Source organism: Moorena sp. SIOASIH, from assembly GCF_010671925.1.
Classification (GTDB): domain Bacteria; phylum Cyanobacteriota; class Cyanobacteriia; order Cyanobacteriales; family Coleofasciculaceae; genus Moorena.
This window is the reverse complement of the sequence record NZ_JAAHIH010000005.1, coordinates 918,516-937,639: the sequence shown is the minus strand read 5'-3', so window position 1 is coordinate 937,639 and position 19,124 is coordinate 918,516. Positions and strand designations below refer to the sequence as shown.

Genomic DNA, 19,124 nt, shown 5'->3' with positions numbered 1-19,124 from the left:
TCAAATCACAATGTCTGTTGAGCTGTATTGTGCATCCATTTGTTGCTGAATCAATTCATTGCATTAATCCCAATTGCCTAGCGCCCTACCCTCAGCCAAGGAATAACAACTTTTGCAATGGTTGTGGAGCAAAGTTAAGGCTCAAGAATCGCTACTTTCCTCTCCAGCTCTTGGGTTCAGGAGGATTTGCCAACATATACACCGTTTGGGATTTGCAGTCGAATACAGAAAAGGTGCTGAAGGTCTTGCTGGATACTAAACCAAAGGTATTGCAGCTATTTCAGCAAGAGGCAGATGTTTTGCAACGTTTGGATCATCCAGGCATTCCCAAAGTTGACCAAGATAGCTATTTTGTCGTCAATCTAGGTCTTGATCTACACCCAGACCTGCACTGTTTGGTGATGGAAAAAATCAACGGTTCAACCTTGGAGCAAATGCTCATAGATCATCCTCAGGGATGTCCAGAGATGTTAGTGCGGGACTGGCTCTACCAGGCAGCAGAAATTTTACAGGTCTTGCACAGTTGTGGAGTGATTCACCGTGACATCAAACCTTCAAACTTAATGCTGCGGCAAACCACCGGAGAGCTAGTGGCGATTGATTTTGGGGGAGCTAAACAATTGAGTGTGGGTTCTGAGCTTTCTCAGGAGGATTCGACTCGGTTGATTACTCCAGGTTACTCTCCACCGGAACAGATAGCTGGTAGAGCAATTGGAGCGGCTGCTGATTTCTATGCCCTCAGCCGAACGATGATTCATTTACTGACTGGTCAAGAGTTGAAGGATTTACAAGACCCAGTAACTGGTCAATTTCGATGGCGAGAGCAGGCAGTGGTAAGTCATGACTTGGCGGACTTGCTGGATGAAATGATCTGCGTAGTACCCCAACAACGACCAACAACTACGATTGAGATTCATCTGCGTCTAGGTATGACTCCTAGACCTAGCTACCAGCCTACCCCAGCACCAGTATCTTCCTCAGCACCAGTATCTTCGTCTCAAGGAAATCAGGTAGCTGCTCTGGGGTTATCATGCCCTAAACTAACACAATCTGTGACAGGGTTGACTGACTCGATCACATCCCTAAAACATTTCCTCTTAGCAGTAGTGATCACCATCGCACTAGCCTGTCTCGATAGTGTTTGGGAGATGTTCCTCGGAGCTTTTGGGGGAGTTTTTTGTGCAACGCTTGGGTTTATGGTATTGAATTGGACAAGTCTTGGGGAGAAAGTGACAAATTGGCTATCTGACCAACTGTATATGATCTTGCCTTCGCTGCACATAACGATGTGGCAAGAAATGCTATTGTTTGCGGTGGCTGGCTTAGGTACAGCTTGGGGGTTGACGGCTGCAGGAGGCTTTGGTCAGCAGCGGCGTTTTTTAGTGGCAGGGATAATGGGTATTTTTGGTTATAGCCTGGGATGGTTGATGTGGCAGGCAACAGTACCTAAGGTATTATTGGTTTCTGATCTATCTGTCCAGGGGTTAGTGGTATGGATTACTGCGGTTACAGTAATGCTCCTGGTACTAGGATTAGGGCTACCCAGTCATAATCTCGTTCATGCCTTAGTGGTGGCAGCAGGCACTGGTGGGGTATTTGGGGGTCTAGTGTCATCTGATCTATTGCCAGCAGCATTTGTGGTTAATATCTTTTCCTTTTCTAGAACCGGTAAACTGGATTTCTATCAGCCTATGACTTTTTTTGCTATGTTGGCTATTTTACAAGGATTTTGGCTAGGGGTGAGTTATTACCTGCTAGTGCCATTAATGCGTTGGTTTGGCTGGCGTTAAGGGAGTAGGGAGTAGGGAGTAGGGAATCGGGAGTAGGGAGTAGGGAGTAGGGAGTAGGGAGTAGGGAGTAGGGAGTAGGGAGTAGGGAGTAGGGAGTAGGGAGTGGTAAAAAATCCTGTGTATCTAATAGGTATGAGCAACACTATATTCGGTTTTATTATGGTTTTCTAAGGTAGATATCACGTAATTTTAACGGAAGAGTCTGATAATTAATAATAAGTCCGGTAGAGTAGTTATCGTTTAAGGGTATTGGTTAATTAACAATTTTTCGTTAAACAGTAAATTTGTTTCGGACGCTTTCTTGATTAGAGGTGATTGAGATGACTAATAACATAGCACGTTGGGGATTAACTAAGGCTCGTCTTCTAGGCTCTGGTGCTTTTTTATTGGGTATATTGCTACCAACTACTCTTTATGGCTTACCTGCTAAGACGATTGAAATCGGTAATGGTAAGACTGTGTTTAACCGTGCTCCGCGCTTAGTTAGGGCGGCTACGAGCTTTACTAGAGTAAGGGTTCCAGCCACCTACCAATTCACCCTCAGATTACCTGAAGATGCTGGAGAGTCTTTGCAAGCTGTAACGATTACCCAGAATAAAACTAATATCGAGAAAGTCAAATTTGATCCGAAAAAGAGTCGTGCGTTTGTTGGCAACACTTTTGCTGGTGGCTCATCTCTGACCTTGGCTAATATTGGCGGGAGTGAATCTTCTCACTCGGATCAAGTAACTGTTGTGTTTGATCCACCGGTTAATCCTGGTCAAACCATTACAGTTTCGGTTAGAGCTAAGGAAAATCCTGAGTTTAGTGGTTCTTATTTATTTGGAGTCACCGCTTTTTCCACTGGAGACAATAGCCCTGGTTTATTCCTAGGTAGCCGTAGGTTGTTTTTTGATGAGTTTGGAGACTAAGGGGCAAGTGGGTTAGTCCTAGTGTAAGCTATCAGCTATCAGCTATCAGCTATCAGCTATCAGTGGGAAGTTTATGTAGGGTGGGCAGTGGATTAGACAGATAAGATCAGCTGGAGGGCGTTAGTACCCACTGCCCACCATCGGATTAATTACTTGTAGCCAGTGTATTGAGCAAATGATGGCTTGACCGGAATAGTAAGAAATGGAGTTGAAGCTTTATCAGAAATAACGACAGTATCGAAAAGCGATTGGCCGTAGGCCACGCTACGCGATTGACCGTAGGTCACGCGGGGCGCGTTCGCATTTCTGATCGCAGTCAGCTGATGGCAATAGTGAAATACAGGAAACTTTAGAAGATGGGGAGTCAGATCAGCAACTGGCTCCCCTTTTTTATGGCTGCATCGCTATTCCATAAAATTCCAAAAATGTAGATTTAACCTATTTGATAAATTCTAAAAATTGCTTTCAGTAATTTTAGTATTAATCTCCCCATAATCCGCTATTTTACTATACAATCTACTACACTGAATACCATGACATTAATGATAGCAGTTATCTCTTTTTGATGAGATGGTTTTTAGGATTATTCTAGAATTAAAAAATATAAATGAGCGAACCCATAGCTGACTATTACAATCCTTGAAAAGAAGCATTACAAGCCTATTTTGAGTCATTTTTGCAGTTTTGTTTTCCCGAATTCCACACTCTGATTGATTGGAATCAGACACCTAAATCCCTTGATACAGAGCTACAGCAAATAGTTGGTGCAGCCGAATCAGGAAAACGGATCGCTGATAAATTATTCCAGGTCTGGCTCTGTAGTGGAAATGAAACTTGGGTTTTGATTCATGTAGAGGTACAAAGCCAAAAAGAATCAACTTTTGCTAAGGGAATGTACCAATATCATTACAGGGCATTCGACCTGTACGAAAAACCTGTGATTAGCTTAGCGGTATTGGGGGATGAGAATGCTTCTTGGTCTCCATCGTCCTATGAATATGGCTTGGGAGGTTGTCGCCTGAGTCTAGAATTTCCGATTGTTAAATTACTGAACTATCAGTCAATGTGGCAGGTGTTGGAATCGAGTACTAATCCCTTTGCTGTAGTGGTGATGGCTCATTTGAAGACGAAAGCTACCCATAAACAACCGATGGAGCGCAAGCGATGGAAGTGGTACCTGGTTCGGAGACTTTTTGAACAAGGTTATAGTAAAAACGATATAGTTAAGCTGTTCCAGTGTATTGACCAAATGATGGCTTTACCGGAAGAGTTAGAACTGGAGCTGAATCAAGAACTTGAACGTTATCAGGAGGAAAGACAGATGCCTTTGATTAGTCGAGTGGAAGAAAGGGCAATAAAGAGGGGTCTGGAACAAGGACTTCAACAATATCGGGAAGGTTTTCAAGAGACAGTGGTTAAAATTTTACAAAATCGGTTTGAATCGGTATCACCAGAATTGGTGGCAGCGATTAATGCCATAGAAGATATCTCTGTGTTGAAACAGTTGATTGATCACTCTCTTAAGAGTAACTCCCTTGAGGCATTTGAGCAGCTCTTGGCACAACATCAGGTTAGTCAGGAAAATTGAAGAGTAAGGACACGGGCAAGATGCCCGTTCCACGCCTGATGCCCGTTCCACCAAGATTACCATTCCACCCACCGGGTCAAACAGCTTTAATCAGATGCACTCAACTCGAACGTTATCAGGAGGAAAGACAGATGCCTTTAATTAGTCGAGTCGAAGAAAGAGCAATGAAGAGGGCTCTGGAGAAAGGATTTCAACAAGGATTTCAACAAGGATTTCAACAGGCTTTTCAAGAGGCAGTAGTTAAAATTTTACAACATCACTTTGAATCGGTATCACCGGAATTGGTGGTAGCGATTAATTCAATAGAAGATATCTCTGTGTTGGAACAGTTGATTGATCAGTCTCTTGAGAGTAACTCCCTTGAGGAATTTGAGCAGCTATTGGCACAACATCAGGTTGGTCAGGAGAATTGAACAGTATGGACATGCGTTCGCGTAGCGTGACCAAAGGTCAATCGCATTTGTGATCGCACTCACCTGATGGGAATAGTTAAACACAGGGAAATGATCATAATGCTTCGATTATGACAGTGCCACCTTCCACAGCTTGAATCCGCAAGTCGTAGCCGTAAAGTAAACTCATTCCGACCAACGGATCAGTTTCAGTTCCATTGACAGGAATGCTTTGGTATTCACCATCCCAGATTACAGTTGCCGCATATACCTCAAAGGTGGCTTCGCTACCATCACCCAAAGTTCCTCGCTCAACTCCAGTCCAAGGCAAATTTAGGGCAATGATGGTTTCGCGGGGCAAGCTTAAGAAACCTGTATAACCAGTATCAATAACAGCGTCAATCACTCGCCTTTGGGCATTTTCATTACCAACGACTAGCCGAATCGTTGCCTCACAGTTTGTATTTACCACACCGTACATCATACATGTTGTTTGAGGCTCCGTGCGCCGAAACGGTGAACAGCTCGATGGCCAATCCGAACAATCCAAGGCTGGGCATTTGGGAGTCGCTCAAACAAACCATTTGTAGCACTGAGAATATCATCAGCCAGCTCAAAGTCCCCAGTTTCAATGTCAATCGCTAGGATTCTGCCATTATTGCCTGCTTCAACCAAAGGGCGTACTTTAGTCTGATAGATGTAATCTCCACGCCTAGCAAATTCTTCTTTGCTATAGCGAGGTTGCCGAACTACCATTGGTTTGACCTCTGTTCAAGATTAGCTTAGACCATGATTATAGTCTGAACTCAACCGTAAGCATTTCTGATATAGCAATCCTAAATCAATTGTAAGAATTTTTATTCTCGACTCCCGACTCCCGACTCCCGACTCCCGACTCCCTACAACTCAATGGAATAATGATCTTTAGCACCTTCTCCTGGACCCTGAGTCCACCGTGAATCAGGTTTCCAAGCACCATCGGCTTCTTCCCGGCGGCGAGTGTAGACAGTGAGCTGATTACCTTCAAATGTCAACAGATTATATTGCCAGGGATAACCGGGTACTAGTTCTTTGCTCCGTGCGCCAAAGGTGCCAGCACAAATTCCATCAAGTTTGCGCCCATATGGACTGAGGTCGTAACGGAAAAGGCTGGTTTCGGCTTTGTGGATGTGTCCGTGGAGGAACAAGCGGAATCCAGCTTGGGCGAGTTGTTCGATGAATCCTTGGTCAGTAATGCTATCGCTTCCAGCACTATTGAGGGGATGGTGCCAAACCGCTATTTTCAGGCAGTTGTGGTAGTTTGGATTACGGCGAATCTTAGTCAGGGCGTTGGTTAGAGCAATTGGGTGGATGCTAGCACGGGCTCTGAAGTGGTGATCCAGTTGCCAAGCGGAGTTTAGTCCTAGGATCAGCAGGTTTTGCTCTGGGAAATGGTCAATAATCCCTTGCTGGTGATAGTCCAGGGGATAGGGTTGAGCTTTGATAGCTTGATAGAATTGGCGGAAGTGGGCAAAGCGTTGTCGGTATTTGGCTTCATCTCGGACTCGAATCACCTCATCAGTGACTTTGATGTAGTGACCGTCTTGGAGTTTATCGTGGTCTTTTGTGCGGTCGCATAACTGATAAGCCTCTTTTGCTAGTTCCCAGTTGAGGTCATGGTTACCGGGAACTAGAACAATTTGCTTGGGATCTAGGGAGAAGTCTTGGCAGAGGTTGTGGAGAAACTGTTGTGCAGCGTCGTATTCTTTAGGAGTAGACTTATTGGCGATATCACCGGAGAGGATAAGAGTATCAAGGTTAGGGATTTTAAGATTGTGGGTGAGGTCTTGGGCCAGTTGGTATGACCAAAGGCTAGCTTGCTCACCGGTGGTGATATGGAGGTCCGAGAGGTGGAGTATGGATATGCTTTGATTGGTAATTGGTTCAGGATTATCGGGTTTGGGAGTAGGTTTGGGATTATCGATTGCCTTGTACAATTGGTAGCGCTCTTGACTGGCTTCAAGGGCTTTCATGGTTTTCTGAAAAGTATCTTCATCATTAGTTGCTGCAATAGTTGCTGCAAATTCTTGGTTTTTCAGCAGATTAATCAGTTTAGGAATAGTGGCGTCTGTACCAATTTCACCCAGAGCATCTGCCGCCATTACACGTAGATATGATTTATCATTATCCAGGCATTTAATTAACAGTTCAATCCCCATTTCTGTTCCAATTTTACCCAGAGCATCTGCCGCACTTATCCGCACAGATGGGTCGGGATCATCCAGGGATTTAATTAACGGGTCAATCGCAACTTCTGTTCCAATTTTGCCCAGAGCTTTTGCTGCACTTATCCGAACAGATGGGTCGGGATCATCCAGGCATCTAATTAACCAGTTAATCGCCTTCTGTCCCAATTTTACCCAGAGCATCTGCCCCCCTTCCACGCACATCTAATTTATTATCTTTAGGCATTTAATTAACTAGTCAATCATGGCTTCTGTGCCCGATTTTTTCCAGAGCATCTGCCGCACTTTCACGCACATAATAGTCGTCATCATCCAGGGATTTAATTAACGGGTCAATCGCTACTTCTGCCCCAATTTTACCCAGAGCATCTGCCGCACTTATCCGCACAGATGAGTCGGGATTATTCAGGGATTTAATTAAGGGGTCAATCGCTACTTCTGCCCCAATTTTACCCAGAGCATCTGCCGCACTTATCCGCACAAAATAGTCCTCATCATCTAGCAATTTAATTAAGGGGTCAATCGTGGCTTCTGTCCCGATTTCACCGAGAGCTTCTGCCGCCCTACTACGCACAAAATAGGCATCATCATCCAGCAATTTAATTAACGGGTCAATCGTGGCTTCTGTCCCGATTTCACCGAGAGCTTCTGCCGCCCTACTACGCACAAAATAGGCATCATCATCCAGCAATTTAATTAACGGGTCAATCGTGGCTTCTGTCCCGATTTTTCCGAGAGCTTCTGCCGCCCTTCCACGCACATCAGAGTGGTCATCATCCAGCAATTTAATTAACGGGTCAATCGTGGCTTCTGTCCCGATTTTTCCGAGAGCTTCTGCCGCCCTTCCACGCACATCAGAGTGGTCATCATCCAGCAATTTAATTAACGGGTCAATCGTGGCTTCTGTCCCGATTTCTTCCAGAGCTTCTGGCGCCATCCTCCGCACAGAATAATCGGGATCATCCAGGGATTTAATTAACCGGTTAATCGCAACTTCTGTCCCTATTTCTCCCAGAGCAGATACCGCCATCCTCCGCACAGAATAGTCCTGATCATGGAGGCATTTAATTAACGGTTCAATCCTGGCTTCTGTCCCTATTTTACCTAGAGCATCTGCTGCACTTATCCGCACAGATGGGTCGGGATCATCGAGGAATTTAATTAACGGGTCAATCGTGGCTTCTGTCCCTATTTCCCCTAGAGCAGATGCCGCACTTATCCGCACATATAAATTCTTATTATCTAGGGATTTAATTAGCTCAGGTATTGCTTTTTCTGATTGAGTTATTCCCAACAGCTGAACCTTAAGAGACTTCGGAACATTTAACCGAGCCACCCATCCGACAGTATCTTCCTTAAACTCCGTTTTTACTGCTCCTGCTAACCTCGCTCCCAGTTGCCAATCCACATCTAACCCTAACCTTACCACCCGCTGCGCTTGGGATTCATCATCTACTAATTGCAGCATCATGACCAGAGGTTCTGTCCATTTCAAATAATTGAGATAGTTCTGTTGCAACTCCTGATCACTAAGACGTGGTAATTGCTTCAATAAATATTCTGCTGTATAGTATTCTTGGAGCAGTTGATGTCGAAACTCAATCAAATCTCCTGATTGTTGAATCAAGTGATGCTTGAGTAAGTCATCAAGCCAAGTCTTGGCGCAAACATTAGGACTGACAAGAGCCTTCTGACGTAGATAGTCAGTTAAAATTTCTTCAGCTTTAGTCTTGGAAATAGCAACACTTATCTCCTCGGGGTTATCCCCTATTGTCATCACAAATGCTAACTGTTGCAGCAGGTCAGGCCACAAGAGTTTTGATGCCCTTGAAACGTTAACATCTTGCTTTATGTTATCAGAATAGAACTGGGTAAATGAGCGAAACACTAACCCCAGATTCGACGGTATCTCTCCCTGATCCTGAAACAGGGCACACAGCATCATCAATAGTAGGGGGGTTTGCCCAAATTCCCGTAAGCGATCGCCCAACTGCTCAAGCATCTGCTCCCCCTGTTGAGGCAAATACTTGCGGACAAACTCCGACATTTGGTCTGCACTCAAAGGTTGCATTTCCAACTTCTTCTGAATCCCCAAGTCACCACCCACTCCTAAATCCCTAGTGGTGAAAATCATCGGAGTAGTCTTCTGGTAATCCTGCCGAAACTGAGTTAAATTTATACGTGCTGCTTCTGACGGTAGCTCGTTCACGCCATCGATCAGTAGCAAGAATTGTCCCTCAAACAATAGTCTTTCGATCTCGGTAGAGTCGAGGAGTACACCATGGCGTTTCAGAAAATTCCGCAATAACTCCAGCACCGATGTCTGATAATATCGCAGTTCCAACAGTACCGGAATTTTCCCTTGTATCCCTTCATCCCGCAACAATTGCACTAATGCTGTGGATTTGCCGGAACCCGGACGTCCCACCAGTAAGACATGGTCAGTAGCATACTTGCGCAATCCTTCTAGGACAGGCAAGCGCTCAATTTCTTCCCGATTTTCGTCTCTTTGTGGCTGCTCTAACTTGATGGTTTGTACCATCAGGTTAAAATCAAACAGCCTAGGGGTCTGTTGCTGCTGCTTGCGCTTGCGGTCTTCGACATCGCTTAGGGTATAAACTTGCCACCATTGGGCGTAGGTGTTACGGATTGATGCTAGATAGGGATCCCAAGTGACCATCTTAGGGTTTAATCGGGTTGAAGGTTGAAGGTTGAAAGTTGAAGGTTGAAGGTTTAATCGGGTTGAAAGTTGAAGGTTGAAGGTTTAATCGGGTGGAAGGTTGTTCGCGTAGCGTGGCCGAAAGGCCAAGGTTATCATGATTGAAGTAGAATGCGATCGCATCTGTGATAGATAGTAGCAAACTGGCTTGATGCCTATTCTACCTATTAGTTGTAGAGCCACTATCGGAATAGTATGCGATCGCATCTGTGATAGATAGTAGCAAACTGGCTTGATGCCTATTCTACCGATTAGTTGTAGAGCCACTATCGGAATAGTATGCGATCGCATCTGTGATAGATAGTATCAAACTGGCTTGATGCCAGTTCTACCGATTAGTTGTAGAGGCATGATCGGAACAGTAAGCGTTCGCGAAGCGTGGCCTACGGCCAATCGCATTATTTTTAGATAGCAGGAAACAGGCAAGATGCCTGTTCCACGCCTGATGCCCTGTTCCCTGTTCCCTGTTCCCTGTTCCCTATTACAGAGAGCTAGAATCAAGACTTGCGGCTTCACCAGGAGTTTCAGGCAAGTGTATACCACACTCTTGCTTAAGGCCATGAAAACGGGTATCCCGTTCATCCTGATCATCAAAGGATAAAGGTCGGCTGGAATGCCAATCACCGACGGTTGTATAACCCTCATCAAACATAGGATGATAGGGTAAGTCATGAGCGGTGAGATACTTATAGATATCCCTAGAGTTCCAGTTAAGAATTGGCAAAATCTTGTGCTGCTCTCCCTGCTTGTTAACCCAGCCCATAGTCTTGCGGTGGTCAGTCTGTTGCTTGCGCAATCCTGCTAACCATCCCGTTGCGTTTAGTTCCCGCAAAGCGCGCTGCATCGGTTCCACCTTGCGGATCTGGTCGTAGCGGTTGAGGGATTCTACATCATTCTTTTCCCAGAGTCTGTCATACAAGGCTTCCATCCGTGCCGGACTCATGGCAGACTGGTAAACTTTAACATTCAAGTTGAGCCGTTCGATCAACTCCTGGGCAAATCGATAGGTTTTCACCGGTAGGTAGCCGGTATCTACCCAAATTACCGGTATATCTGGCACCACTCTAGTGACCAAGTGCAGCATGACCGCTGACTGGATCCCAAAGCTGCTACTCATCACTAAGCCATCACCAAAGGTTTCAGCTGCCCATTCTACGATTTTGGTAGGGCTAGCGTCAGCAAGTTGCTGATTCACTGCTTCCAAATTCAGCTCAATTTGGTTCGATGTCACCCCGGTCATGGGGTCTAACTGCTGAGATTGAGGCTGGTTTGTTTTCCCATTCCCATCGAAGTGATCAGGGCTTTGGATAGGTGCAGCCTGTTGATTTCCAGAAGCTTGATCAGAAGCGATCAGATTCAGTCGCGGCATGGTGGTAGTATCTTGTTTTTACTCTGGATATATTGTTATGGTAATTTATTTGTGAATAATCTCTCTGAGAGGCAAGAGGCAAGAGGCAAGAGGCAAGAGGCAAGAGGCAAAAGGCAAGAGGCAAAAGGCAAAAGGCAAAAGGCAAGAGGCAACGCTGAGCTGACTCCCGACTCCCGACTCCCGACTCCCGATTCCCCACTCCCTACTCCCTACTCCCTGTAATCGGAAGAATCTTCTTCAGTAATCGGCTCCCCGATATCAAATATAATCACGAATTTAGCATCGGGCATTAGCCGTTTCAGAGCCTGCATATGACCCTCGGCATCAGAACGTTTGCGGAACCGAGCAACAATCACTCTTTGCATCTTGGGCAATAGGCGCACCACCACCCATGGATGTAGGCGTTCAGCATAGGACATAATTTAATGTATCTCCTGTTATAAGGGGCCCTAGAGCCAGCCTTCAGGGTAGGAAGATCTTCAGGCTGGCTCTTCCCGTGGACGTTAAATGTTCCACGGGAATTTTATTATAACATAAAAATTTTATATTATAGCATATTTGTAAAACTTTTGTAACAAATTTTGGAGGGAACAGGGAACAGGGAACAGGGAACAGGGAATAGAGCAGATTGTGATAGTGGCGATAGTTATCACACTCTCTCCACACTTAAAACACTTAAAACACTTAAAACACTCTTGACCCTACTCCCTACTCCCTACTCCCTGCTCCCTAAAAACCCAGAAAGAAAGTACCTCAAGCAATGGAGAATTTCTAGATATAAAAAAACCAGCCATTGAGAGGGGCTGGTGATACTTGCTGTGTTGGGAGGAGAAAACCTAGGGCCAATACGCTTACAGTGTGCCTTTATCCCTGGCTGTGAGCTCAAGGTCTTAAGGACGTAGTGGTCCTCTGGTAATCAGTTATGTAAATAAATGTAACGAATATTTACAGATAACGCAACATTTCTTAATGTTTTTTTTGGGGAGTCGGAAGTCGGAAGTCGGGAGTCGGGAGTCGGGAGTCGGGAGTCGGGAGCTTCGGAGCAAGGCCAACGGCTGAGCGCTGAGCGCTGACCACTGACCACTGACCACTCACCGCTGACACTTTATTCTTCACTTTTCTGGATCGATTAAAATAGTTTTTGCTTGCTCAACATCAAATAGAGAAGCCGACAAAAGAATAACTGGTTTGTTTGTTTTGTTTTCACCATAATGAACCATTCCGCTAGATTCAACTAGAGAATCTCCAACCGTTAGTTGTGTCGTTTGCCCTGCTTGCAGAATTAATTCTGTTCCATTAGCTTTCCTGACTTTAGCCTCTCCTTTCACAACAGTAAACGTTAACGTGCCAGCCTCTACTAGTGCAATTTGCATGCCGGTATGAGTATGATGAGGCAGTTTTGTTCTGGGTTTGATGGTATGGCGAATAAGTTCAAGAATTTCCTTTTTTTCTTGAGTCGGATAACCACTACCTAACACTTCACTGGTAACGGATTGAGTGTAACTATTGGGTGAGTATGTTTCTTGGCTGTTAACAACTACACATCCAAAAGCTAGGATAGCTAATGGTAAAATTAGATATATTTTTTTCATACTATATTATTGCCATCGCGTTCATGCATGAGGTTACACAACTCGAGCTTTGAATCAATACAAAGCTCAAAATTATTTTACGTCAAATTGGTGCAATAACTTATCCCGATTTAGCGCATGCTATTGAATTTTTTTTAAATTAAATCTCTCTTAAAGATATTACTATAGCGGTTTTATCATTGTTGTTAATGTACCTCATTATACTGAAAAAAATAGATCTACTATGGTGGGCAGTGTCTAGCAACTATTCTCTCAGTCATTAATCCGGTCTGATCCACTGCCCACCCTACTATCTACTCCTTCCCGATTCCCGATTCCCGATTCCCGATTCCCGATTCCCGATTCCCGATTCCCTCCCAATAATTTCAGGCTCCTACTTGGGAAATCAGATAAGCGCCGGATAGGGCTGCTACTGTGGCGAGAATGGTAATCCAAATGGGATAGTAGCTGCGAATTACTTTATCGTCTTCGATACTGATGGTTTCAATATCAATCCAGGGATTAACACCCCGGCGAAACCAACCGGTGACAATCACGGTCTGGTTAACTAAATTACTAACACGGGTGGGTTGAGGTAGGATATTACCTAGTGGTCCGAGATAGGAACAGTAATTTAGTCTGACTAAACCTGTTGAGGTTTGTAATATTAAATCTTGTCCGAGCCAATTGCGTAATCCCGAACGTCCTAATAGTTTTCCGCTTAAGAGAACAGGACGACTATCGGGAGGTAGAGTAGCGTTAGTGGCGAAATAATCTCCTAAGTCGGGGTCAGTACCGATATTGGTAGGTTTAAGGTCGGGAAAATAATTATTAATCCAGAGAAAGACACTGATACTAAAGGCAATTAAGATACAAGCATCGATAAAGGAATTGGCATTATGTAGCCAAATTAGCTGCCAAATGTCGAGCAGGTCAGATAGTTTACCAATTATCCAAAGTATCCCTCTTAGGGCTGCCCCCATTATTACACCAAAAATTAGGGTACTTTGTAGCAGGGGCAAGGCTTTGTAACTGTTGCTGAGTTTAGAGAAAAATTCAGCTCGATTGCGACTAGCAGGAATTAGAGCCGGTAAATCTAGTTCGGGATGAAGCTTGAGAAAGTGGGCGTAGCGCTTAGGTAAATGTAAGCGTTCTCCCAGTAGGGGATGGGCAGAGTTGATAATTAACCAGTAGCGGTAGGGATTAGTACAGTCCCATTTTAAGATGTCTTCAAAGGGGGTGGTGGGGGAAAAACTGCCGATAACCATGGCTTGCTGATAACCGACGGGGAGTAAGACATCAAAGCTTTCTAATAGCCCACTGGTTTGGCCGGAAATTTGGATGTCTTCGCTTATCCCTAGGGCAATTTTTAGTAAAGCGCGGGTCAAGCCATTGGGATTACCAGTGATTGAGATGGCGATGCGATCGCTATAGTAAACTCTAGCTCTAGATAACCATAGCAGGGGTAAGCTCAATACCCAGTAAATGCTGTAACTGAGGGAAGCAAGGGTACCGGTGATTCCTAAAAGGATTGCGCTTAACCATCCGCTAGCACCAGGTAATTTAACTAGCAATAATTCCTTTAGCTTCTCTGCCCACTGAGGGATTTGCCAATAGATGGTGTAAGGGATTTGAATAATTAGTACCCCTAGGGACATCAACATGAAATCCCGATTGATAATATGTCCTAGCTGACCAGCGTAGATGTTGGCAATTTCATCATCTTTGAGCTGGTCTAATAATCCCTGACTAACTACAATGCGAGCAGTGCGAGGTAAGTTACCATAGGTCAGGGCTACGGTGGCGTCTGTGGGTAATATTTTTAAGCTCGGTAAGGGCAGACGTCGTTTGCGGCAAACCTTTTGGATGACTTTAGCGGATTCTGGATGGCGGGAAGCTAGTTGAGTTAGGGATAGGGGTTCAAGACCATGAAACTGTTTTAGCAATCCATCCATTAACCAGGGCGATAGGATAAATAGGATGGCTATGGTAATTCCTACGGCTAGGGTTGGGTCACGGTATAACAATTGGAAGGGTTGGAACCACGGTAACTCTACCAAGATGGAATTGATGGTTTCCATGGCGAATTCTACTAGAACCCGCAGTAGCCAGAAAAATGCGATCGCAACCGTGATTGCTACTAACCACAACCGTTCCATCTTGGGAGATTTCAGGGGATGCCAATGCTGTGCTCGTCCGGAGTTGCGCCATCGAGGACGAGGAGTGTAGAGGGTGGGAATATCAGGGGGAGAGTAGGGAACTGGTAATAGGGAAGAAGATGAAGCAGTCTGGTTTGGTTTACGGCTCAGTTTCAGTGGGCTATTCACTCGGCTAGAAGCCTTATCCTCTAGGGGGGTAAACCCTGTGGCATCGGTAGGGGATTTAGCAGCAACAGGATACTTGGTAATTAACTCAGCCTCGGTTTTAGCTGCCCATTCCTGTATCTGGGGGTCAGGGTGTTCCCTCAGGTGTTGGCAAAGTGCGATCGCTTTTTCCGGCTGACCATGCTTAGGATAAGCCTGCACTAGGGATTGAGAGGCTTCCGTCACAATGGAGTCATCCAACTCCATCTCACAGACACCTTCTAAGTGTGCGATCGCATCCTGGTAATTGCCCTGTTTCAGAGCTTCTAGACCAGCTGCCAGAGTTGGATTAGGAATAGATGCCATGAGGTTTCTAGTGTTTGTCCCTATCTTCCTCTAAGATACCCTCGGGCTAAGGATTTGATCTCAATATAGCGGTTTGCGTGTAGCTTAAGTAAAATCCCGACTCCTTACTCCTGACTCGTGAGGAGTTGTAAGCATTCAGACGTTATTTGTCAGCTATCATGCTTAAAATAAATCTCTAACAACTCAATAGGATAGGTTAAAATTGTCCGTGTTGCCAAGCAATTTTCAGTTAATGCCCCGACTGTTTGGGTTGGGTTAAATCGATTGTTATGGGCGAATCAGGTGGAGTTTGCTAGAGTAAATTTTTCAAGAAAATGGTAAATTTATGGATAAGCAAAAAATTTGTATTGCTCAACACGGTTCAGTAGATAAAAACTATATTGACAAAGCTTTTTTACTTACCAATGAAATTTGTTTGTTACCAAATTACGGCTTTGACCAATCCATTTTCGAGACTATTGAAAAACTGTTACAACTAGAAGAACGGTTTGGGCGAAAAGCATACGGTCCTCCATTTGTTGTCAATATTAAGCTATTGGCTAAGCCCGCAACATTTACCCCAACATCAAAGGATATTGACGAAAAAGTTTTAGACTCTCTATATGACCTGAAAGAACAGTATCTTCATCATGAAAGAGATATAGATAATTATGATGACGATGTATATAAGTTAGAAGAAATTTTTAAACAAATGAAATATCTTAGTCAAGTTGATTTCATTGAATGGTTTAATGACAAATTTTTAGAAAAATTTATGGTATAAACGAAAATCATGATGATAATTATAAATCAACCCCTGAAACAGAAGCTTGTTTAAAACAGCGAGAGGAATATATTGAGTTTTTTTTGTCAAAAGTTATTCCAATGATGTTTGTAAACCCCTCTGACCAGGTTTTGTTATTCCCTCTTAATAATGGTGAATATGATGAAAACTTTGATTTTGTTCCTTATTTTGTGCTTGGTAAAACTTGTTTAATGTTTATGCTGGTAGAGTGGATTTTATAAATAAAAATTTTACTTGTTTAAACCCTGTGAAGGGGTGACAACAAGTGCGTAGTGGCGTGGCAAAATTCTATTATCTAGAATACTCACCCATAACCAAAATGTTTTTGCCCACTCTACAATCTTCAATTCAGCAGCTGTCTCCAATAGCGTTGCGAAAATCTTGCCAAGTGCCTGGAATTTCTGCTGGGTTTTGGCAAATCACAGGTAACCAAGTAGCGCAAGGACACTCATCTTCTAGACCTTGGAGCTTTTCCCTGGCTTCACGGACGGAATAATAGAATGGCTTACCACTGGCAAAGGCAGCCAGGAAGTTTTTAAGAAACGCTTGCGCTACTTGATCTGGCACAGGCTCCCGCATCACTATCATTTGGGGGATGTGTAAATCAGCGAGATTCACTGCTAAACTTAATCCATCACAAGAGTTAAATATTGCTAGATTTAAGCCCTGAGCGATCGCTTTTTTCAGACCATGCTTTAATTGAGCAATGGTCAAACTATCGGTTTTATTAATAAAAATCTGTCCAATTTCATCCTGAGCATGACTACAACTATGACCAGCAAAAAATAGAATATCCCAGGGTTGCGCCCAGAGTTGGTCATTGATCTCTTGTCGATTTGGCTCTACTAAAAAGGTGACTGCTGCATCAGGTAATTGCTCTAATAAAATCCGGTCTTTATGAATATCAATCCCAGTGCTATCACCCAGAATTGCTAATACGTTTACCTTCGCCTTAGTAGACGTAGATTTTTCCATGCGTTCATAAGCGGGAGTACTCAAAGCAAATTCCGATTTAGGATAGCGGTCGAAAAAATCCCAGAGATGCCAAGGTAAATGCCTCAGTTTACTATCTTCGGTTTGGATAATAAAACGAATTAAATCAGAAGTGGTTAACTTTTCTAGCAGTTGTTCTCTAATCGAGCGAAAGGACTCAGATTTCAGCCAACGATTCAGGTCTTCTTTCAAGTTTTCAGCTGAATCATGACATGCATCAAAAAACTCTTTTCTGCTGAAATTAGTAATTTTTGTTTCTATCACTTCTAGCCGTAGACCAGTTCTCATCCCTCGGCGGTAGAGTGATTGCCATTTGCCATAGGATTGGATAATTTCCGGAGCTGAGGGCAAAACCCCCGTGCATTCTACCGATGGGAAACTTCCCTCTGCTCCAATCTGAAGCGTAATCGGAAACCCTTCTCTGAGGTTACCTTGACCAACTTTGATAACAACTAACTTGCTGTTTAGCGATTTTGAGGTTGGTTCTTTCTGAGTCTCGTTCAGATTAACCGGTCGGCTAGCTAGTTGAGTCAATAATTCTTTGAAATAGGCTTGATCCTCCTGATAGCGAGTAATTTGCTCATCTTTACTGTTTAGCTCAGCTCGATACTTTTCGTCTAAAGCTTTGAGAGCCAAGTCATAATGTTGAATAAAATTACTATGAATTTCAGCTTTATTAGCATCATCCGGTATATCTACTCTGACAATAACACAGCCATCTCCTTTATTTTCAATACTGCGGATAGCCAGTTCACTACCTTCATTTTCGATTTGTATTTTTTGCCACGAAGAAGCGAACGCTTTCCAATCAACTCCATTGCGGAAGATTAAATCAACGGTATTTAAAACTTCTTGAAACAGTTTAGTAAATTCTCCGGTCGCAAACTCCCCACTACTAGGACGGCGTTCTCCCTGGTGGTTGAGCAGATAAACATAGTCACAGATAGCACCATCTAGTTGAGTCGTGCTGTCAATATTCCAAGCTTCTAAACAAGCTCCGGTTAGCCGTGAATACTTAAAATTAGTAGTTAAAGCTTGGGTTTTAGTCAGCTTAACTCGTTCCAACCAAGCCCCCTCAAAGGTAGCTTCACTCACATCCGCTTCAGTTAAGTCAGCATCACTGAGGTCTGCACCTGCTAGGTTTGCTCCTTTGAGATTACGTCCCCGATAGGTTTGATTAGCACCTCGGTGAGTAACGACTAAATCCCGAACCTCTCGGTCAATTAAAATAGTATTGCTAACTCTAGCTAGGTCAAGGTTTGTGGCTAGATGAAAGTTAGTGCGAGTGAGGTTAGCATTTCTGAAATCTGTACTTTTGAGGGTAGCTTTGGTGAAATCAGCATCGGTTAAGTTAGCATTGCGAAAAATTGTGCCTAGTTTAGCGGGGAAGGTAATAGCGATTAAGCGAATAAAGGCAAATTTTGGGTCTTCAGCCAAGGCTTGCTTAGCCACATAAGCACCTAGCAATGTCACAGCCAAACCCCAGGAAAAATGAGCAGCTTCTACAATATTACCAGCTAAAGCTTCTTCCCCATGGATATCTATATTGGCGATGATAGCTCCAGCTACTACTAAAATTCCTGGTATAATTCCACCATGGGCGATAGCTATAGTTGTGCCAATTGCTACAGCGATAGCTAACATTAACGTCTCAACTCCAGCTACGGCTATAGCAATACGGGTAATGTTAGCTTCGAGGCTAATATCAGCTACAGCTATAACCACCAGCACTAATGCCAGGGCAAATCCCCGCCGGATAATAATGATGCTAAAGATTAATAACAGTGCTGATGCGATCGCACTCTGAAGAATAGGGGATTCTGATTCCAGAAATTTCAGGGAAATATGACCAGTTCGGCAGAAAATATGACTTGATAAGACTGACACAAGTAATGAAAATGCTAGTAAAAGAATTACCCAGTAATACCGTAGTCCACTTCTAGCATGGCTAAAGGTCGCTCCTTTTAAAAGAGCATTGGTGAAGTCTACACCTCGAAGGTCAGCGTGGTTAAAGTTTGCTCCTGTAAGGTTTTGACCCTTGAAGGAGCGACCTCGGAGATTTTGGCCAGAGAAGTCTGAGAACATAGTTGCTACTTACTTGTTGACCACACTT

At 44.0% G+C, this 19,124-nt stretch carries 20 protein-coding genes; 7 read left to right on the top strand and 13 right to left on the bottom strand.

Annotated elements, in window-relative coordinates; genetic code table 11:
- Positions 1 to 29: 29 nt before the first annotated feature.
- Entirely contained in the window at positions 30 to 1,790 is a 1,761-nt protein-coding gene (locus F6J90_RS31295) for a serine/threonine-protein kinase (RefSeq protein ID WP_293102828.1), read from the top strand.
- On the opposite strand, the gene F6J90_RS31290 is transcribed toward F6J90_RS31295, so the two are convergent.
- Positions 1,787 to 1,930: a hypothetical protein gene (locus tag F6J90_RS31290; RefSeq protein WP_293102825.1), complete on the bottom strand. Its 144-nt coding sequence runs from the start codon at positions 1,928 to 1,930 to the stop codon at positions 1,787 to 1,789. The genes F6J90_RS31295 and F6J90_RS31290 overlap by 4 nt on opposite strands.
- A 180-nt stretch (positions 1,931 to 2,110) precedes the next feature.
- On the opposite strand from F6J90_RS31290, the gene F6J90_RS31285 reads away from it, so the two are divergent.
- From F6J90_RS31285 to F6J90_RS31275, 3 genes are all read left to right on the top strand, one after another.
- Positions 2,111 to 2,701 (top strand): DUF2808 domain-containing protein, encoded by a 591-nt coding sequence (locus F6J90_RS31285; RefSeq protein WP_293102822.1) that lies wholly within the window; start codon positions 2,111 to 2,113, stop codon positions 2,699 to 2,701.
- A gap of 676 nt (positions 2,702 to 3,377) precedes the next feature.
- Positions 3,378 to 4,289: a transposase gene (locus tag F6J90_RS31280; protein WP_293102819.1), complete on the top strand. Its 912-nt coding sequence runs from the start codon at positions 3,378 to 3,380 to the stop codon at positions 4,287 to 4,289.
- 20 nt (positions 4,290 to 4,309) lie between these two features.
- Positions 4,310 to 4,702 carry a hypothetical protein gene (locus F6J90_RS31275; RefSeq protein WP_293102817.1) on the top strand — a complete coding sequence of 131 codons (393 nt, stop codon included), beginning with the start codon at positions 4,310 to 4,312 and terminating at the stop codon, positions 4,700 to 4,702.
- A 94-nt stretch (positions 4,703 to 4,796) separates the two neighbouring features.
- Here F6J90_RS31275 and F6J90_RS31270 read toward each other — a convergent pair whose 3' ends face one another.
- The 7 genes from F6J90_RS31270 to F6J90_RS31240 all read right to left on the bottom strand — a co-directional run bounded on the left by F6J90_RS31270 (position 4,797) and on the right by F6J90_RS31240 (position 10,865).
- Positions 4,797 to 5,165 carry a clan AA aspartic protease gene (locus tag F6J90_RS31270; RefSeq protein WP_293102814.1) on the bottom strand — a complete coding sequence of 123 codons (369 nt, stop codon included), beginning with the start codon at positions 5,163 to 5,165 and terminating at the stop codon, positions 4,797 to 4,799.
- On the bottom strand, positions 5,162 to 5,437 hold the full coding sequence (locus F6J90_RS31265; protein ID WP_293036609.1) for a hypothetical protein: 276 nt from the start codon (positions 5,435 to 5,437) through the stop codon (positions 5,162 to 5,164). The genes F6J90_RS31270 and F6J90_RS31265 overlap by 4 nt, the downstream gene beginning before the upstream one ends.
- A gap of 143 nt (positions 5,438 to 5,580) precedes the next feature.
- The gene (locus tag F6J90_RS31260) at positions 5,581 to 7,089 is read right to left on the bottom strand and encodes a HEAT repeat domain-containing protein (RefSeq protein ID WP_293102811.1); all 1,509 of its coding nucleotides are present in this window, start codon (positions 7,087 to 7,089) and stop codon (positions 5,581 to 5,583) included.
- 55 nt (positions 7,090 to 7,144) lie between these two features.
- The gene (locus F6J90_RS31255) at positions 7,145 to 9,586 is read right to left on the bottom strand and encodes a HEAT repeat domain-containing protein (RefSeq protein ID WP_293102808.1); all 2,442 of its coding nucleotides are present in this window, start codon (positions 9,584 to 9,586) and stop codon (positions 7,145 to 7,147) included.
- A gap of 1 nt (position 9,587) precedes the next feature.
- Positions 9,588 to 9,767, bottom strand: coding sequence for a hypothetical protein (locus tag F6J90_RS31250; RefSeq protein WP_293102806.1), 180 nt, complete (start codon positions 9,765 to 9,767; stop codon positions 9,588 to 9,590).
- Positions 9,768 to 9,931: 164 nt separating this feature from the next.
- Positions 9,932 to 10,126 (bottom strand): hypothetical protein, encoded by a 195-nt coding sequence (locus tag F6J90_RS31245; protein ID WP_293102803.1) that lies wholly within the window; start codon positions 10,124 to 10,126, stop codon positions 9,932 to 9,934.
- Positions 10,107 to 10,865, bottom strand: coding sequence for a phosphoadenylyl-sulfate reductase (locus F6J90_RS31240; RefSeq protein ID WP_293103287.1), 759 nt, complete (start codon positions 10,863 to 10,865; stop codon positions 10,107 to 10,109). The genes F6J90_RS31245 and F6J90_RS31240 overlap by 20 nt, the downstream gene beginning before the upstream one ends.
- 180 nt (positions 10,866 to 11,045) lie before the next feature.
- On the opposite strand from F6J90_RS31240, the gene F6J90_RS31235 reads away from it, so the two are divergent.
- Complete coding sequence (locus F6J90_RS31235; RefSeq protein ID WP_293102800.1) at positions 11,046 to 11,216, top strand: hypothetical protein; 171 nt, start codon at positions 11,046 to 11,048, stop codon at positions 11,214 to 11,216.
- Here F6J90_RS31235 and F6J90_RS31230 read toward each other — a convergent pair.
- A complete protein-coding gene (locus F6J90_RS31230; protein WP_293102797.1) occupies positions 11,204 to 11,413 on the bottom strand; it encodes a hypothetical protein in 210 nt (69 codons plus the stop codon). The two genes, F6J90_RS31235 and F6J90_RS31230, sit on opposite strands and share 13 nt — an antisense overlap.
- Before the next feature lie 162 nt (positions 11,414 to 11,575).
- Between F6J90_RS31230 and F6J90_RS31225 the strand changes: the two genes are divergently transcribed.
- A complete protein-coding gene (locus F6J90_RS31225; RefSeq protein WP_293102794.1) occupies positions 11,576 to 11,791 on the top strand; it encodes a hypothetical protein in 216 nt (71 codons plus the stop codon).
- A gap of 169 nt (positions 11,792 to 11,960) precedes the next feature.
- Here the strand turns inward: F6J90_RS31225 and F6J90_RS31220 are convergent, their stop codons facing one another.
- The 3 genes from F6J90_RS31220 to F6J90_RS31210 form a co-directional block, all read right to left on the bottom strand.
- Complete coding sequence (locus F6J90_RS31220) at positions 11,961 to 12,110, bottom strand: hypothetical protein (protein WP_293102792.1); 150 nt, start codon at positions 12,108 to 12,110, stop codon at positions 11,961 to 11,963.
- A complete protein-coding gene (locus tag F6J90_RS31215; protein ID WP_293102790.1) occupies positions 12,107 to 12,586 on the bottom strand; it encodes a cupin domain-containing protein in 480 nt (159 codons plus the stop codon). Before F6J90_RS31215 ends, F6J90_RS31220 begins: the two co-directional genes overlap by 4 nt.
- Positions 12,587 to 12,951: 365 nt before the next feature.
- Entirely contained in the window at positions 12,952 to 15,234 is a 2,283-nt protein-coding gene (locus F6J90_RS31210; RefSeq protein WP_293102787.1) for a zinc metalloprotease HtpX, read from the bottom strand.
- Between the two features lie 325 nt (positions 15,235 to 15,559).
- On the opposite strand from F6J90_RS31210, the gene F6J90_RS31205 reads away from it, so the two are divergent.
- Complete coding sequence (locus F6J90_RS31205) at positions 15,560 to 15,997, top strand: hypothetical protein (protein ID WP_293102784.1); 438 nt, start codon at positions 15,560 to 15,562, stop codon at positions 15,995 to 15,997.
- A gap of 369 nt (positions 15,998 to 16,366) precedes the next feature.
- Here the strand turns inward: F6J90_RS31205 and F6J90_RS31200 are convergent, their stop codons facing one another.
- Positions 16,367 to 19,096 (bottom strand): pentapeptide repeat-containing protein, encoded by a 2,730-nt coding sequence (locus F6J90_RS31200; protein WP_293102781.1) that lies wholly within the window; start codon positions 19,094 to 19,096, stop codon positions 16,367 to 16,369.
- Positions 19,097 to 19,124: the final 28 nt, after the last annotated feature.

Coding starts and splice junctions, on each gene's coding strand:
- F6J90_RS31285 (WP_293102822.1), top strand. CDS start 2,111: ATGACTAATAACATAGCACGTTGGGGATTAACTAAGGCTCGTCTTCTA.
- F6J90_RS31275 (WP_293102817.1), top strand. CDS start 4,310: ATGCCCGTTCCACGCCTGATGCCCGTTCCACCAAGATTACCATTCCAC.
- F6J90_RS31270 (WP_293102814.1), bottom strand. CDS start 5,165: ATGATGTACGGTGTGGTAAATACAAACTGTGAGGCAACGATTCGGCTA.
- F6J90_RS31265 (WP_293036609.1), bottom strand. CDS start 5,437: ATGGTAGTTCGGCAACCTCGCTATAGCAAAGAAGAATTTGCTAGGCGT.
- F6J90_RS31260 (WP_293102811.1), bottom strand. CDS start 7,089: ATGCTCTGGGTAAAATTGGGACAGAAGGCGATTAACTGGTTAATTAGA.
- F6J90_RS31255 (WP_293102808.1), bottom strand. CDS start 9,586: ATGGTCACTTGGGATCCCTATCTAGCATCAATCCGTAACACCTACGCC.
- F6J90_RS31240 (WP_293103287.1), bottom strand. CDS start 10,865: ATGACCGGGGTGACATCGAACCAAATTGAGCTGAATTTGGAAGCAGTG.
- F6J90_RS31230 (WP_293102797.1), bottom strand. CDS start 11,413: ATGTCCTATGCTGAACGCCTACATCCATGGGTGGTGGTGCGCCTATTG.
- F6J90_RS31215 (WP_293102790.1), bottom strand. CDS start 12,586: ATGAAAAAAATATATCTAATTTTACCATTAGCTATCCTAGCTTTTGGA.
- F6J90_RS31210 (WP_293102787.1), bottom strand. CDS start 15,234: ATGGCATCTATTCCTAATCCAACTCTGGCAGCTGGTCTAGAAGCTCTG.
- F6J90_RS31205 (WP_293102784.1), top strand. CDS start 15,560: ATGGATAAGCAAAAAATTTGTATTGCTCAACACGGTTCAGTAGATAAA.
- F6J90_RS31200 (WP_293102781.1), bottom strand. CDS start 19,096: ATGTTCTCAGACTTCTCTGGCCAAAATCTCCGAGGTCGCTCCTTCAAG.